General features: G+C 66.8%; 16 protein-coding genes. 11 read left to right on the top strand and 5 right to left on the bottom strand.

The genetic code is table 11. The features are described 5' to 3' along the window. Positions 1-11: 11 nt before the first annotated feature. Genes ACQHIV_RS09800 through ACQHIV_RS09790 form a run of 3 tightly spaced genes read left to right on the top strand, consistent with a single transcriptional unit; the run spans position 12 to position 1,766 of the window. Positions 12-1,022: a DUF418 domain-containing protein gene (locus tag ACQHIV_RS09800; protein WP_427893164.1), complete on the top strand. Its 1,011-nt coding sequence runs from the start codon at positions 12-14 to the stop codon at positions 1,020-1,022. Further along, positions 1,003-1,344 carry an HIT family protein gene (locus tag ACQHIV_RS09795; protein WP_427893163.1) on the top strand — a complete coding sequence of 114 codons (342 nt, stop codon included), beginning with the start codon at positions 1,003-1,005 and terminating at the stop codon, positions 1,342-1,344. Before ACQHIV_RS09800 ends, ACQHIV_RS09795 begins: the two co-directional genes overlap by 20 nt. Before the next feature lie 14 nt (positions 1,345-1,358). Further along, positions 1,359-1,766, top strand: a complete 408-nt coding sequence (locus ACQHIV_RS09790; protein WP_427893162.1) for a VOC family protein — start codon at positions 1,359-1,361, stop codon at positions 1,764-1,766. Here ACQHIV_RS09790 and ACQHIV_RS09785 read toward each other — a convergent pair. Together ACQHIV_RS09785 and ACQHIV_RS09780 are read right to left on the bottom strand one after the other, a co-directional pair. Beyond that, positions 1,763-2,314: a dihydrofolate reductase family protein gene (locus ACQHIV_RS09785; protein WP_427893161.1), complete on the bottom strand. Its 552-nt coding sequence runs from the start codon at positions 2,312-2,314 to the stop codon at positions 1,763-1,765. The two genes, ACQHIV_RS09790 and ACQHIV_RS09785, sit on opposite strands and share 4 nt — an antisense overlap. Before the next feature lie 3 nt (positions 2,315-2,317). Next, positions 2,318-3,019 (bottom strand): hypothetical protein, encoded by a 702-nt coding sequence (locus ACQHIV_RS09780; RefSeq protein ID WP_427893160.1) that lies wholly within the window; start codon positions 3,017-3,019, stop codon positions 2,318-2,320. A 23-nt stretch (positions 3,020-3,042) separates the two neighbouring features. Here ACQHIV_RS09780 and ACQHIV_RS09775 point away from each other — a divergent pair, with 23 nt between their 5' ends. Beyond that, on the top strand, positions 3,043-3,942 hold the full coding sequence (locus ACQHIV_RS09775) for a LysR family transcriptional regulator (protein WP_427893159.1): 900 nt from the start codon (positions 3,043-3,045) through the stop codon (positions 3,940-3,942). Here the strand turns inward: ACQHIV_RS09775 and ACQHIV_RS09770 are convergent. Then, on the bottom strand, positions 3,939-4,739 hold the full coding sequence (locus ACQHIV_RS09770) for a hypothetical protein (protein ID WP_427893158.1): 801 nt from the start codon (positions 4,737-4,739) through the stop codon (positions 3,939-3,941). The genes ACQHIV_RS09775 and ACQHIV_RS09770 overlap by 4 nt on opposite strands. Positions 4,740-4,804: 65 nt before the next feature. Between ACQHIV_RS09770 and ACQHIV_RS09765 the strand changes: the two genes are divergently transcribed. After that, positions 4,805-5,470, top strand: a complete 666-nt coding sequence (locus ACQHIV_RS09765; RefSeq protein WP_427893157.1) for a PadR family transcriptional regulator — start codon at positions 4,805-4,807, stop codon at positions 5,468-5,470. A 14-nt stretch (positions 5,471-5,484) separates the two neighbouring features. After that, positions 5,485-6,195: a class I SAM-dependent methyltransferase gene (locus tag ACQHIV_RS09760; protein WP_427893156.1), complete on the top strand. Its 711-nt coding sequence runs from the start codon at positions 5,485-5,487 to the stop codon at positions 6,193-6,195. Here ACQHIV_RS09760 and ACQHIV_RS09755 read toward each other — a convergent pair. Continuing rightward, positions 6,184-8,922 (bottom strand): ATP-binding cassette domain-containing protein, encoded by a 2,739-nt coding sequence (locus ACQHIV_RS09755; protein WP_427893155.1) that lies wholly within the window; start codon positions 8,920-8,922, stop codon positions 6,184-6,186. The genes ACQHIV_RS09760 and ACQHIV_RS09755 overlap by 12 nt on opposite strands. Next, on the bottom strand, positions 8,919-9,614 hold the full coding sequence (locus tag ACQHIV_RS09750; RefSeq protein ID WP_427893154.1) for an ABC transporter transmembrane domain-containing protein: 696 nt from the start codon (positions 9,612-9,614) through the stop codon (positions 8,919-8,921). Before ACQHIV_RS09750 ends, ACQHIV_RS09755 begins: the two co-directional genes overlap by 4 nt. 450 nt (positions 9,615-10,064) lie before the next feature. Between ACQHIV_RS09750 and ACQHIV_RS09745 the strand changes: the two genes are divergently transcribed. The 5 genes from ACQHIV_RS09745 (at position 10,065) to ACQHIV_RS09725 (ending at position 14,784) form a co-directional block, all read left to right on the top strand. Continuing rightward, the gene (locus ACQHIV_RS09745) at positions 10,065-11,015 is read left to right on the top strand and encodes a cupredoxin domain-containing protein (protein WP_427893153.1); all 951 of its coding nucleotides are present in this window, start codon (positions 10,065-10,067) and stop codon (positions 11,013-11,015) included. 135 nt (positions 11,016-11,150) lie between these two features. After that, positions 11,151-11,885: a class I SAM-dependent methyltransferase gene (locus tag ACQHIV_RS09740; protein WP_427893152.1), complete on the top strand. Its 735-nt coding sequence runs from the start codon at positions 11,151-11,153 to the stop codon at positions 11,883-11,885. Between the two features lie 24 nt (positions 11,886-11,909). Next, positions 11,910-12,683, top strand: coding sequence for a class I SAM-dependent methyltransferase (locus tag ACQHIV_RS09735; protein WP_427893151.1), 774 nt, complete (start codon positions 11,910-11,912; stop codon positions 12,681-12,683). Between the two features lie 296 nt (positions 12,684-12,979). Continuing rightward, positions 12,980-13,762: a phosphotransferase family protein gene (locus ACQHIV_RS09730; protein WP_427893150.1), complete on the top strand. Its 783-nt coding sequence runs from the start codon at positions 12,980-12,982 to the stop codon at positions 13,760-13,762. Positions 13,763-14,133: 371 nt separating this feature from the next. After that, positions 14,134-14,784, top strand: coding sequence for a DNA methyltransferase (locus ACQHIV_RS09725; protein ID WP_427893149.1), 651 nt, complete (start codon positions 14,134-14,136; stop codon positions 14,782-14,784). The last annotated feature ends 25 nt before the right edge of the window (positions 14,785-14,809 follow it).

Here is a 14,809-nt window from a genome sequence, read left to right as displayed (position 1 = left end):
AGGGTTGAGGCATGCCTACCTCATCCGGACAGCCGCGGATCCTCGCGCTCGACGTGATCCGCGGCTTCGCGCTGTGCGGGATCCTGCTCGCGAACGTCCAGCCGATCTCCGGCGGCCGCACGATCACCGCCTCGGGAGAGCCGGACGACGCGACCTGGCTCGGGCTGTTCGTCGAACAGCGGTTCATGCCGATCTTCGCGCTGCTCTTCGGGATCGGGTTCGCGCTCCTGCTCCGCTCGGCGGCGGGACGAGCGCCGCGGCCGCGGGTGCTGCTGCTCCGGCGGCTGCTGACCCTGCTCGTGATCGGTGCGGCCCATTTCCTGCTGCTCTGGTGGGGCGACATCCTGTCGACGTACGCCGTGGTCGGCCTGCTCGTCCTGCTCCCGTCGACGTGGCTCCCACCGCGCGCTGTCGCCGTACTCGGGCCGCTTCTCATCCTCGTCTCGCTGATCACTGGCGACGGCCGCTTCTCGCTCACCGCCGGGCTGTTCCTCACCGGTTCGGCGCTGGTCCGCCTCGGCATCGTCGACCGCCTGGCCGCGGGGGAGAAGCCGGGCCGCGTCCTGCCCGCGATCACCCTCGCGCTGGCGCTGGTCGCCGTACCCCTGCTGATCTGGCAGACAAAACTGCAGAGCGGGGACAGCGCGTTCTCCTTCGCACTCGCCGCCGGCGGACTCGTCGTCGCAGCGTTCTACATTTGCCTACTCCTGATCCTGCTCCGAACGCCTCTCCGCCCGGTCCTGAAGGCAATCTTCAGCCCGATGGGCCGAATGGCCCTCACGAACTACCTCTCCGCCACCATCCTCGTCCTCACGATCATCCACGTCCTGAACCTCCACACCATCTCCACCCCGGACGTCGTCCTGATCGCCGCCGGCATCCTCACCACCCAATCCCTCTGCTCCACCCTCTGGCTCCGCCACCACCCCCAAGGCCCCCTCGAATACCTCTGGCGCTGGACAACCTGGACCACCCGCCCGCCGTTCCGCCTACCCTCCCAAGATGCAGCCGTACACCGGTGACGACTTCTACTGCGACATCGCCATCCCCAACCCCACCCACCTGAACGTCGTCCACGAGGACGACCAGGTACTCGCGTTCCACCACACCCGCCCGTACTGGGCGACGCATATCGTCGTCGTCCCGAAACGCCACATCGCCTCGCTCACCACGGTGACTGCGGCCGACGAATCGACCGCACGCCGTCTGTTCGAAGTCGTCCAAACCATCGCCGCACGCGTCGAGCAGACCCACGGCGCCGCCGCCGTACTCACGAATCTAGGAAATTACCAAGATTCCAAGCACCTCCACATTCACATCCACAGCGGCCCACGCAACACCTGACGCACAATAGTCAAATGGGACCAAGAATCCGGCTCGGGGCCTTGACGATCATGGCTGCTCGCCCGCGTGAGTTGGCGCGGTTCTACTCGCGGTTGCTCGGCTGGTCGTACATTCGAGAAGAAGGACCGCGCCCCGGCGAACCGGCCGAGGCTGGTTACGCGCTCGTCTGTCCGCCTGAAGGTGTCGCCGAGCCGGCCCTGAACTTCGACTACGAAGCCGGCTACCGGCGACCGCACTGGCCGGCCGTCGACGGTGAGCAGACCTCCACGACGCACCTGGACCTCGGCGTCGACGACCTGGACGTCGCCGTCGCCTGGGCGACCGAATGCGGCGCCACCCTCGCCCCGGTCCAACCACGCCCCGCGGAACACCGCGTCATGCTCGACCCCGACGGCCACCCGTTCTGCCTCTGCCTCGGCTAACCCTCGCGCCGATAGATATGTACGACGACACCGCTCGAAAACGGCAACGCCTCGACCAGCTTCAAATGACGCGAGGCCGGAAGCTGATCGAACAATGCCTCACCCGCACCCAGCACCAGCGGCTGGATCAGCAGCCGGTACTCGTCGATCAGATCCGCGGCAGCCAGCGCCCCCGCCAACCGCCTGCCACCCCACACGATCACGTCCGCACCGGGCTCCTCCTTGATCGCGGCAATCTCGGCGGCAAGTTCCCCCCGCGCCACCCGCGTACTCGGCCAGTTCGCCTCGGCATCGGTCAGCGTCTTCGAGAACACGACCTTCGGTACGTCGTTCATCGGCGCCGCGTACTCGTCCTCCGAATGCGGCCAGTACGACGCCATCTCCAGGTACGTCGTACGCCCCATCAGATGCGCACCGGCCGTCCTGATCCGCTCCAGCTTCCACTGCTTGAGCTCAGCACCTTCGGGAATCGCCATTCCCGGGTGTTCACGCTCGCTGCCGACCAACCCGTCCAACGACATCGACATGTACAGAATGACATCTCGCATGAGCTATCTCTCCTCCTGAAGAATTGACTGCAGCAGCACCTGATTCGCCTCCAGAACCAGGCATCCGGTGAGACGTTCCAAAGGCCGAACAGCCCGGGCAACCCGGAATCCGTTGCCACCAAGGAATATTGCTTGAGCGCCGGGGGAGACCCGCTGCGCAATCCACTCGACAACCGTCGCCGGCTGAATTTCGTCCGGCAGATCAGCCAGCCGGGCGTCAACAACCTCGAATCCCTGGTGGCGAAAGTACTGCGCGCCGAGATCGTTGAGCTCGTCCCCGAACCACGGCGGATGTACGACGCTGACCCGCTCCACCTCGCGGGACCGCAACGCCGAAACGGTTGATAGGCAGGTGCTGTAGAACGGTCGCCCCCACCGCTCCCGGAGACCGTCCACGAGCGCGCACTCCGCGTCGTACCCAAGCGCATACCCCGAGCCCGTCGACGCGAACGCGAGCACATCCACCTCGGACAGCAGCACCGAGACCGCCTCGTCGAGCACCGCCGGCCGCGCCCGCTCCCGCAACTCGTCGGCGGTCGTCACCGGCTTGTCGGACGTTTTCGCCAGCCGCACGCGGACCGGCGCCAGCTCCGGCAGCTCGATCTCAGGCCCAGCCGTCGCGTGGGGCGTGAGTACGCCCACCGTCATCACCATGACTCGACCTTCGCAGCGCGAGCGGGCGCCATCAACGCCGATCTGCGGCACGGAACGTGTAGCATCACTCAACGATGCCGGACGTCGAGTTGCGTGAGCTGCGCGTGTTCCTGGTCCTCGCCGAGGAGTTGCACTTCGGCCGCACAGCGGCGCGCCTCGGCCTGACGACCTCACGGGTCAGCCAGACCGTACGAGCTCTCGAACGGAAGCTGGGCGGCCGCCAGCTGTTCCGTCGTACCAGCCGCGTCGTCGAACTCACCGAAGGCGGCTCCGCGCTGTACGCCGACCTCGGCCCCGCGGTCAACGGCCTGGAACGAGCCCTGCGTACGGCGACGTTCCGGGGGAGCGGCCCCGGGATCGTGCGGGTAGGGCTGCTCAACGCCGCCTCCGGCGTGGACGTACTGAGCCGCGCGATCGAGCAGTTCGAGGCGACGTACGCCGGTGCCACCGTGCAGCTGAGCACCACGCCGTTCAACGATCGCCTCGGCCCACTGCGCCGTCGCGAGGTCGACCTGGTCGTGACGCGCCTGCCGCTCGACCAGCCGGACATCGTCGTCGGCCCGGTGCTGAGCGCGGACGACCAGCGCGTCGTGATGGTCGGCCGTACGCATCCACTCGCCGACCGCGCCGACCTGTCCGTCGAGGATCTGGCAGATCATGCCGTCAGGCGCCCGTACGGACTCACGCCCGAAGCAGCCGAGGCAACCTGCCCGTCCAGGACGCCGTCCGGGCGCGAGATCCACTTCGTCGACGCGGCGGTCGACGACAACGCCGAGTTGCTGTACCTCCTGGCCCGAGGGCGCCTCGTACACCCGACCGTCGCGCCGTTCGCGGAACACTTCCAGCACCCCGACGTACTCGCGATCCCGATCCGCGACCTGCCACCGTCCGCCTGCGCACTGGCCGCGCTGAAAGACATCGAAGACCCGGCCCGCGACGCCTTCACCGACATCGTTGCCTCGCTCACCGGCTAGACGGGGAGGAACAGGCCAGGGATCTGCGTACCGAGCCACGGACGCCGGCCGCCGACGATCATGAGGCCGCGACGTACGGCGCCTGCCAGCCCGATTCGCTTCACGAACAGCAGATCGAGCGGTGCCGCCCTGCTCCACAGAACGACGTCGACAGGTCCGTCGAAGGCGTCGGCATCTGTGACTGTGCAGGTGCCGTCGTCGATCGACATCAACTGCGGCCGGCCACCGGCGACGTGCAGCCGAGCGCGCAACCGGGTGCCCGCGGCAGCGGAGGTGTCGAGCCAGCCGGGGGCGACCTGCAGTCCGGCGTTGACATGGAGTACGGCGTCGCGCGGCTCGATCGGCCAGCGATCCATCATCGCTTTCGCGACATCCCAGCCGTGGATGAGCAGTTCGCCGAGCAGATTCCCGCGCGCGCCGGCTCCGTCGATGGTCTGCCCGGCGTGGAACGGGAAACGTGCCTCCAGCGGGATCTCGAGCGCGACGTACGCCTCGAACTCGGACCTGAGCAGGGGGAGCAGGTCAGTCACCGAGGCGTCGTCGTGGCCGGCCAGGTCCTGACCGTTGAGCTCGCGTACTTCGAGCGGCGACTCGGCGAGCCCCGCGGGCGCGGTGAGATCTCGCCGGGTGTAACGGCGGAGGACGTCGAGCAGGTGGGCAGCAACGTCGCGGCAGGTCCAGGTCGAGTTCACCAGCGCACGTTGCGGATCGCTGCGGGCCAGCAGCCCGCAGAACCGTTCGAAGGCAATCCGGGTGCGGGCCTCGAGCTCCGCCTCGGAGGTCGTCGTCAGCGTCATCGCCGAACCTTCCTTCACGGTGCAGAATGCACCATTGAGGTGCAGTTTGCACTACACTCATCGCCATGGCAAGAGACGACTCGAAGCAGGAGGGCGGCGACCTGCCGTCGCTCAATGCACTGGCAGTCCTCGGACTGCTGGCGACCGCGCCGATGACGGCGTACGCGCTGGCCGAGCAGACTCAGCGTTCGCTGCGTTGGGTGTGGACGGCAAGTCGTCGCGGCCTGCTGGGGGAGCCGAAGCGGCTGGCCGAACGCGGCCTTGCTGAAGCGGTTCCCGTCGAGGCCGGCAGCAGGGCCGGTCAGCGCTGGCGCGCCGCGGAAGCCGGCCGCCGAGCGATCCGCCGCTGGCTGGACACGCCGGTCACGCCAACCGGCACCAACAGCGAGATCGCCCTACGCCTGATCTTCGCCGACCAATCCGACCTGGCAACCCTGAAGGCGCGCGTCGCCGAACGCCTGGAACAAATTCAGCAGGAAATGCAGGCCGGCCTGGCAATGCTCGACAGCCTCCTCGCCGACGGCGGCCCGTTCCCGGAGCGCCTGCACATCACGACCGCAACATCCGAACTCGTCATCGAACAACGCCTCGCCGAACACACCGCCTTGACCTGGCTCGCCAACGAACTGACCCACTGGCACGACACCAAAACCCCACAACCAAACCGAAACCAAGCCACCCTGACCGCACTACACAAGCGCCTCACCTCAGCATTGAATCCACCGGCCTGAAAGAGGACTCAGACGTGAAACCGTGGCTGGAACTCGCCCCGCACTACGAGCAGGCCCGAGCCAGAGAGGATTCACTGGACCGCCTGGTCGAATGGCCCGCAGAACGAGACCTGTTGGGCGACGTCGCCGGCCGCTCAATCCTCGACCTCGGCTGCGGCAACGGCGGAAAACTCGCCGAGCTGGTCCAAGACGGAGCGACCGACTGTGTAGGCCTCGATGTCAGCGGCAACTTCCTCAGCGGCCTCGAGCTGATCCAAGGCGACCTCTCCGAACTGGATTCGGTCCCCGCACTCGCCGGCCGCACCTTCGACCGAATCCTCTTCCTCCAGTCCTTCGGCTACGCAAAAGATCCAGTTCGCACCCTGAAAGCAGCACGGGCGAAGCTGGCCGACGACGGATTCATTCTGCTGACCAGAACACATCCAATTCGATACGCCGTCGAACGGGCCGAACAGAATGGTACGACCCTGGGTGAAGAGTATTTCTCCACCGACGAATTCTCCTACGCCCACCGCTGGAACGACCAGATCACTCTCACCAAGCGCCCGTACACAATCTCCGACCTGCTCAACATCTTCAGCGCCGCCGGCCTGTGGATCGAGACCACCCGCGAACCCCAACTGTCCGACGACGCTCGCCGCCGCTTCCCGCACAAACAGGCATGGATGAACAAGCACCTCGGGATCCTGCTCTTCAAGCTCCGGCCACTAGGTTCAGCCAGCTAGGTGAGACCAACGCGGGGCGAGTTCCGACCACGGACCGACCGCGGAGACCTCGCCGTCGACCAGCACGACCACCCGATCCGCCTGCGCCAGCGCGGCCCGTTTCGAGGTAGCGCCGATGACTGTCGCCCCGCGCTCCCGCAGCCCCCTCCACAGCTCGATCTCGGTCGTGGCATCCAAGGCGCTGGACACGTCGTCGGCCAGCAACAGCTCCGCATCGGTCGCCAGCGCCCGGGCAAGCGCGAGCCGCTGAACCTGCCCGCCGGAGAGTCGTACGCCGCGATGCCCGACCAGCGCGTCCTCGCCGCCGGCATCAGCGACATCGGCGCCCAGACGCGCGCCCGCAACCGGACCCTCGAACGCTCGATCGTGCCCGAGCCGTACGTTGTCCGCGAAACTCCCGGACAGCACCCGCGGTACCTGCGCAACATGCGCGACCTGACCCGGACGCAGGAACAGCTGCGGATCGTCGACGAGTACGCCGTTCCACCGCAGCTGGCCGCGATGATCGATCAGTCCGGCCAGCGCGGAGAGCAGACTGGACTTACCCGAACCGACCTGCCCGACCAAAAGCACCAACTGCCCGGCCTCAACGGCCAAGTCGACGCCAGACACGCCGACCGTACCGTCGTCGTGGATCGCACTGAGATCGACCAGATCCAACCGAAGCAGCCGAGTCCGGGGGACCGGCCCGGGTCCGGGCGCGCTTCCGGCGACCAGGTCGACACCAGGCGGCAGATCCATCAGGTCGGCGCCGCCGGCAAAGCGACTGGTCTCGGCCTGCCAGACCCGCGTACCCGGCGCGTCCGTGACGACGGAACTCGCGACCCGTCCGAAGTATTCGAACCCGTTGACGGCATTCGCGACCAGCAGTGCGGTGGCCAGGCTCCAGCTGTTTCCGGCGTACGCCGCCCACGCCGCGACCACGCCGATCTGCACGACCACGACGGGGATGCCGTCGAGGCAGGCTTGCACCCGGTGTTCCCGCACCGCGGCGTCCACCCGGCCACCGTCGACGTACCGCAAATGAGCGTGTACCTGCGGCGTCGCAGCTGCCAATTTGATCGTCCGGATCGCCTCCAGCGCGGACACCAGCGCGCGCCCGAACCGGGCTCGGGCGGCCGACGCTGCGGCGGCCGACCGACCGGCGACAGGACGGCCGACGGCCGAAGCCAGCGCTGACAGAAGCATCACGGCCAGTAGTACGCCGCCTGCCAGCCACGTGCCGCCGAGCAGCGCGGTGACGACGGCGATCACCAGGGCGTTGAGGAAATCGACCCAGCGGTCGCCGTAGCCGATGATCCGGTCGGCGTCCATGGCGCGGGCGACTACCTCGCCCGGCGGCGTACGAGGTAGTCGGTGGTGTCTGGTCTGGCCGAAGAGCACCGACATCCGGGTCCGGAGCATCACCTCGGCCGCACGGCGCGGATATCGCCTGAGACCTTCGGCCAGCAGTAGCGGGGCAGCGAGCAGGGTCGCCGCGAGGGCGACAGTCAGCCACCACGGTGCGCGCCCGTGTTGCAGGGCTTCGACAGTGTGGCCCCAGACCAGACCGGTGACCGCGCCTTGTGCGCCGGTCAGGCCCGCGAGCAGGAACATCAGCGCGCCGATCACGCTCCATCGCGGACGGATCAGCAGCGCATGCACGACACCGCGAGCCAGACCCGGACCGGAGCCGACCTCGGCAGCTCGCGGCGGTACACCGATACGCCGCCGCCCTCCAACCGCTTCGGCCGGTTCGGCCGCTCCGGCTGCTCCGGCTGCTTCGGCCGCTCCGGCCGGCTCGATCGGTTCGATCGGTTCGATCGGTTCGGCGGGGGAGTCGGCCGGGTGACCGTCGTACGCGGATTCGCCGGCCAGCAACTGTTCCCGGAACGGTCCGGGGGAGAGGGCCAGTTCGGCACGAACCCCCTGCTGGACGACCCGGCCATGATCGAGTACCGCGACCAGTGGTGCCCGGGCGATGGTCGAGAGGCGGTGGGCGATCAAAACGCCCGTACGTCCGGACAGCAGCCGGTCCGACGCGGCGATCACCAGCCGCTCAGTGAGCGGATCCATCCGTGCGGTCGCCTCGTCAAGGATCACCACCCTGACGTCGCGGACCAGCAGCCGGGCGAACGCGACCAGCTGCTCCTCGCCGGCGGACAACGACGTACCGCCCGGGCCGAGCAGCGTGTCGAGACCGTCCGGCAGACCCGCGACCCAGGCGGCGAGCCCGAGTTCCACCACGGCTGCCTCGATCACCGACCTCGGCAGGTCGTCGTTGAACAAGGCAACGTTCTGGGCCAGGCTGCCGGCGAGAATCTCCGTCTTCTGAGTGACCACACCGATTGCCGCGCGTAGCTTCTGCAGATCAAGATCGCGTACGTCGTGACCGGCAAGGAAGACGGTGCCTGGGGGAGCCTCGACGGCTCGCGAGATCAACGACGCCAGGGTCGACTTCCCGGAGCCGGTACGTCCGACCAAGGCGATCGTCTGACCGTCCAGCACCCGCAGGTTGACGTCGCGGAGGGCGAAGGTGCCCTCGGCGTACGAGAAGTCCAGGTCGCGGAGCTCGAGGTCCACCGGACCGTCCAACGGCAACTCGAGCCCACCCTCCGGTTCGGGTTCGGCGGCAAGCAGCTGTCGCAGCCGGGTGAGCGCGCCGAGCCCGGCCTGGAGCTGGGGGAGATTGTTGGCGAGCGTCGCGATCTGCCCGACGAAGGTCGAGGTGACCAGAAACAGGGTCACCAACCGCGCCACAGAAAGGCGGCCGTCGACAGCAAGGACGATCCCAGCGACTGCAACAACACGCCGGCCCGCCGGGCGATCCGGCTGTCCACACTGACCCTCGAGTTGAACTTCTCGTGCACCACGGCCGACAGCCGGGCCACCCGGAGCAGGACGTGCGCCTGGCCGAGACTCGTCCGGAGATCGTCGCGGCCGGCGATGCCTTCCTCGAGTACGGCGGTGTGATCGGTCCAGGCGATCTCCTCGACGACCTTCCGCCCAGCGAGCTCGGCCAGAAGCTTGCGTACGGCGTACCAGGTGACCACCGCCAGCACCGGGAAGAGCACAACGGCCGGCCACCAGGTCGCCCCGGCAACGATCCACATCGGGATCGTCCCGAGGACGATCCCCGCCAGCATCCACACCTGCGAACGCAGCAGAGCACCGACCTCGTGAGAGTCGTCGTCAACCCGATCCAGGATCTCGCCGACGGCTTGCTCACTCAGTACGGCCAGCGGCTGCCGGATCGCGGCCAGCAGAACGTCCTCGCGAAGCCGGCCTTCGACCCTGTCCGACACACCGACCCAAACGACCTTGCCGACGCTGTTGATCACGGCCCCGCCGACAACACACACCATCAGCAACCCAACCAACCGCCAACTGGGCCGCGCCGCCAGCATCCCAGCCACGACACTGCCCAGCGTGAAACCCACGGCCGCAACCGCAGCCGCCGCAAGCGCCACGACAGAACCCGGCCCACGAAGCCGCGGCGCGAAGGCGTCAATCATCAACCCAAGACCCTAGGCCAGCCCATCACCACAATCAGCCGATTTTCCTTTGCCGTGACCGTCCGCCTGGCCCAACGGCAAGCAGGTGAACGGCGTGCAACTGGGTCTCTACGCGCCTCATGCGAGACCCAGATGGTAACTAATTCTGCCTCGTCCGGTGCCGGCGAGTGAGGCTCTGTTCAGCTTCGCGGTGTGGCGTTTCTCGTCCCAGTCCAGGCTCTTGACGGTCGGACTCGGGCGATGGACTCTCAAAACGTCGGTCCAGGCCTGGGGGCGGATGGCTTTGCCCGACGCAACAAGGGGGGCATTGACGTGCGCGCCTGGTCTCCGAAGCGGCCGCGACCGTGACCGTGAGCCCAGCGTTAGGAGCGTCCCATGTTCGGTAAACCCGTTCGGCGGCGGCTTGTCATGGCCGTCGTCTCCATCTGCGCCGTCATCGTTCCTGTCGCCGCAGGTTCGAGCGCGTCGGCGGCCGCCCCAGTCACCTGGCATGTCCGGGTCGGCGCCGAGACCCCCGACATGGCGGTGACCGCCATGGCATTCCTGCCCAAGAACGTCTGGGTCAATGCAGGCGACACAGTCCAGTGGACGTCCGACAGCGCCGAGCCGCACACCGTCACGTTCCTCGCACCGGGGACGGCACTGACAGACTTCAACCCGTTCGACCCGTCCCAAACCAACCCCCAGGGTTCCTCGGTCTACGACGGCACCGGCTACCACAACTCCGGCATCATGGCCACCCAGCCGATCTTCGTCTTCACCAACCCCGCGACCACGTACCACCTGACCTTCACCAAGACAGGCGACTTCACCTACTACTGCCTCGTACACGGCCAGATGATGACCGGCACGGTGCACGTCCGTACCGCCGGCACTGCCTACCCGTACACCCAGCAGGACTACAACCGGGTAGGCAGGCAGCAAGCCCAAGCCAAGCTCTTCGACGGCCGCACCGCGTGGCGGGAGGCCCGGCAGGCCCAGTCCACCACCGGCTCAAGCGTGCAGGTCGCGGTGGAGGGAGACGGCTTCGGAGTGATGCGATTCGTGCGTGACCACCTCGTGGTGCACGTGGGGGAGACGGTGTCGTTCTTCGTGGCTGGACCAGGCGCACCGCACACGGTGACCTTCGGCCAAGAGCCGCCCGGTCTCGCCATCCTTGCCCCCTCCGGCGACCCGACCCACTACGCCGGCGGCGACCTGAACAGCGGCGTCCTCACACCGGGGGCACCGTTCAAGGTCACCTTCACCACAACGGGAAGGTTCCACTACATCTGCGCCATCCATGACGGCATGGGCATGGTCGGCGACGTCGTGGTCGTGCCCTGACCTGTCCGGCCGAGTGCACGACGTCACCGGCTCAGCCGCAAACCTCGTGCACTCGGCCGCACACAGAGTTCGCTCAGCGACGCGGTAGGTTACATGGCTGTCCCGGCCTATCTGTTGCCTGAGAGGTGTGGCCCCATGTCCACGATCAGCAACGCCGAGGCGATCGCAGCGTGGTCGGCGATGCCGACAGACGCGATTGAGGCGTACGACGATCAGGGCGACTTCCCCAAGCGCCACTTGATGAATGAGAACCTGCTCCGCATGCTGGGGCCCGTCGACGGTCGGAAAGTCCTCGATGCAGGCAGTGGCGAGGGCTATCTGAGCCGGCTGCTGGCCGCACGCGGAGCTGAAGTCGTTGGTGTTGAGCCGGCTGCCGCACTGCTGGCGCGCGCTGAGAGGCTCGAGCAGGAGCGGCGGCAGGGGATCAGGTTCGTACAAGCTGATCTCTCGACGTTGCCGGAGGTTGGTCAGCCGTTCGATGCGGTCGTCTGCAGCATGGTGCTGCTCGCCATACCCGACTGGCAGTCGGCGATGGCAGCGTGCGTCGGCGCACTCAAGCCGGGCGGCCGGTTCGTGTTCTCGATCACTCATCCGGCGTTCGAGAATCTCTACCCAACGTGGCGGGATCACGGTCATTACGAACTCGACCGGTACCTGGATGAGTACGAGATGCCAGACGGCTTTGCACCCGACTTCCACCGCCCGCTGTCGGCGTACATCAACGAGGTCGCCGGTCTCGGATGTCGCGTAATTGAACTGTGCGAACCCCGACTTGATCCACAGGTCGCACGCGACAGCGGAATCGACGCGATCGAGTCGTACGTCGCCTTGCCGAACTTCCTGATCGTCAGCACCGAACGCGACAGGTGACACCATCCGCCGTGAGCCTGCCGCATGATGGAGGTAGTGATTGTGACGGGTTATGACGTGCTCGCCGAGGTGTACGAATGGCTCATCTCGGACGCAAAGTTGCCGCCGGCCCAGTTCGCTGCGTCGTTCGATGACGTTCTCAGCCTCCTGCCGTCGAACGCTCACGTCCTCGACTGTTCGTGCGGAACCGGACAGCTGGCGGTTGGCCTCGCCGGTCGTGGCATGCAGGTTGTCGCAACTGACGCCAGCGAAGCGATGGTTCGTCGGACTGCAGAGTTGTCGGAGGAGTTCGGGGCATCCGTCCAGGCTCTGCGGGCGAACTGGGAGGAGTTGCCCGACCATTTCGAGGACGGCACGTTCGACATGGTGTTCTGCGTTGGCAACTCGCTTCACCATGCCGTGGGCGCGACCGGCAGGGGAGCTGCTCTGGAGTCGATGTCACGTCTCCTGCGCCCTGGCGGACGTTTGGTACTCACCTCCCGCACGTGGGAACTCGTGCGGGCCAGAGGTTCCCGGCTCGACATCAATGACCGACTCGTCCGCCGGAACGGTCGCGACGCCGTCGTGATCTACCGCTGGGAGATCGCGCCGAATTGGGAAGAAGAGCACCACATCGAGATTGCGATCGCGCAGGTTGATACGACTGGGTCGGTTCTTGTCCGCTCGGAAGTGCTGTCCTGTTGGCCCTACCGCTACGAGGAACTCCAAGACGAACTCCAGCGGGCCGGACTCCGAACGGACGTAAGCACATTCGATCTCGAGGCCGAGAACTACACGGTCGTCGCAACCAGGGGATAGGCACCCGCCTCCAAGCCCCCGACCGGACCGCGCTTGATCTAAGGGGGGAGGTGTGAAACCGTACTGGTGGGCGGGAGAGTTCCATCTTCCCTTCGTTCCCCTTCATACACATTCACTGTTGAAGGGAACCTTCGAAGATGATTCATTCGCCACGTGAGGCTGCGCTGGCTTGGGCGTGTGGTGTCCTGGGTGCCGGCAGGAGCCAGCTTTCCATCGAAAGCCTAGGTCGCGGGAGCCACCGCCCTTCTGGCACGTTCCGCCTGAGAATCGAGGGGTCGGCGGCCCAGGCCACGGACATGATCTTGAAGGTACCGGTCCGGGGCTGGATCGCCGCCGCGTGGCTGATCACGAACGCCCGAGCCCTTCAGCTGGCCGAGGCCCATGGCATAGCCGCGCCGCGGCTTGTCGCCGCCGATTTCGGCGGGAGGGGGAGCGGAACCGTCACCACCCTGGAGACCTTCCTGTCCGGCAGCGCCGATTTCCCGCCGACGGCTTCGGTCGCCCGGCTCTGGGAAGGAGGAGCCGCCCTTGCCAGGGTCCACGCTTTCAACATGGAGGCTCAGGCCCACCTGCCGTACCGCCCTCGGCCGTGCGCCGTTGACGACCTCGCCGGCGAACGCCGGCAAGGCTCGATGCCGACCACCCCTCTTCTGCGGCGGGCCGACGAGCGGGTCAGATCGCACGGTGTGCCCGCGTCCGCGTCGGTGTTCGTGCATGGCGACGTCTGGGCCGGCAACATGCTGTGGGAGGGAGATCGTTGCGTCGCGCTGATCGACTGGAAGACGGCCGGCGTCGGCGATCCGGGGGTCGATCTCGGCAGCCTGCGGATGCAGATGTCCCTTCAGTACGGCCAGGACGCGCCGGGCCATGTGCTGGACGGCTGGCAGCGGCAGGCCGGTCGGGCGGCAACGTCTGTTCCTTACTGGGATGCGGTGGCCGCGCTCAACACGCCGACCGTGATGCACGACTTCCCGGCGTTCGCTGACGACGGTAGCCCGCTGGACGCAGCGGCCATCACCGAACGCCGCGACGCGTTCCTCCGCGCCGCACTCGATCAGCTTCCCGCGCGAAGCACCTGACCGCGTCGTGGAGCGTTCCGACTCGTCGACGGGGTAGCGACTGCGGTCGAGGTGATTGATTCATCTGATGCAGTACGCAGGCTACTAGTTGACATAATGTCCGTTATCGGCGATTAAGTATGGCGAGTTGGAACCGATGAGAGACCTTGTCTCGCCCCTGCCTTTCCGACGTTCCTGATCGAACAACACGCCATCGACTCCGCGGCCACCTACGCCGAGTACGTCGACTTCTGTAACCGACTTCGTCGGGTCCTGAGCACACGCGCCGCGCGACCCGTCGACCATTCGAACGCCACGCCGGTGACTCAGCGACCGCCGGTACGTCGCTGCTGGCCGGCGCAGCTGACCCGGGCGCCTGCCATGCTCCGTAGGTGGAGCGAGTCCTGAAGATTTCGGCTGACGAACTGGTGGCGGAGCGGCCGGAGGCGGGGTTCGAAGATGTCCACTTCACCCAGGCGCTCGTCCGTGAAGTGCTGGAGCAGTATTCGTCTGTTGGGGACGTCGTCCTGGATCCGTTCGCCGGCTATGGGACGACGCTGGTCGTCAGCCATCAGATGGGCCGGAAACCGGTCGGCGTCGAACTGCTGCCAGAGCGAGCGGCGCTCATCAGGCAGCGGCTCGGTTCGAACGGCGTGGTCATCGAAGGGGATGCGCGACAGCTCCATCGGCTCGAGATCGGGCAGGTGGATCTTTGTCTGACGTCACCGCCGTACATGAGCGCTGTCGACCATCCTCAGAACCCGCTCACGGGCTACTCAACCCTGGACGGTGACTACTCGACGTACCTGGACGAGCTGCTGCGTGTGTTCCTGGCCGTCAAGGACTGCCTGCGCGACGCCGGCTACCTGGTGATCAACGCCGCGAACATCCGAACGGGTGATGTCGTTACTCCGTTGGCGTGGGACATCGCGCACATGCTGCGACCCCACCTCGCCTTCCGTGGCGAGACGTACCTTCAATGGGACCGCCCACTCGACTTCATCAGCGGTGACTACTGCCTCGTCTTTCAGAAGCTCCGTTAGTGGAAGCAACGAACCGGCCGACTGG

The organism is Kribbella polygonati (genome assembly GCF_050320105.1).
Classification (GTDB): Bacteria; Actinomycetota; Actinomycetes; order Propionibacteriales; family Kribbellaceae; genus Kribbella.
This window is presented reverse-complemented; position numbering and strand designations above follow the sequence as displayed.

Bases quoted from the DNA above. Each gene is read 5' to 3' on its own strand.
- ACQHIV_RS09735 (WP_427893151.1), top strand. From the start codon at position 11,910: ATGATGGAGGTAGTGATTGTGACGGGTTATGACGTGCTCGCCGAGGTG.
- ACQHIV_RS09785 (WP_427893161.1), bottom strand. From the start codon at position 2,314: ATGCGAGATGTCATTCTGTACATGTCGATGTCGTTGGACGGGTTGGTC.
- ACQHIV_RS09775 (WP_427893159.1), top strand. From the start codon at position 3,043: ATGCCGGACGTCGAGTTGCGTGAGCTGCGCGTGTTCCTGGTCCTCGCC.
- ACQHIV_RS09740 (WP_427893152.1), top strand. From the start codon at position 11,151: ATGTCCACGATCAGCAACGCCGAGGCGATCGCAGCGTGGTCGGCGATG.
- ACQHIV_RS09770 (WP_427893158.1), bottom strand. From the start codon at position 4,739: ATGACGCTGACGACGACCTCCGAGGCGGAGCTCGAGGCCCGCACCCGG.
- ACQHIV_RS09790 (WP_427893162.1), top strand. From the start codon at position 1,359: ATGGGACCAAGAATCCGGCTCGGGGCCTTGACGATCATGGCTGCTCGC.
- ACQHIV_RS09795 (WP_427893163.1), top strand. From the start codon at position 1,003: ATGCAGCCGTACACCGGTGACGACTTCTACTGCGACATCGCCATCCCC.
- ACQHIV_RS09730 (WP_427893150.1), top strand. From the start codon at position 12,980: ATGATCTTGAAGGTACCGGTCCGGGGCTGGATCGCCGCCGCGTGGCTG.
- ACQHIV_RS09765 (WP_427893157.1), top strand. From the start codon at position 4,805: ATGGCAAGAGACGACTCGAAGCAGGAGGGCGGCGACCTGCCGTCGCTC.
- ACQHIV_RS09800 (WP_427893164.1), top strand. From the start codon at position 12: ATGCCTACCTCATCCGGACAGCCGCGGATCCTCGCGCTCGACGTGATC.
- ACQHIV_RS09745 (WP_427893153.1), top strand. From the start codon at position 10,065: ATGTTCGGTAAACCCGTTCGGCGGCGGCTTGTCATGGCCGTCGTCTCC.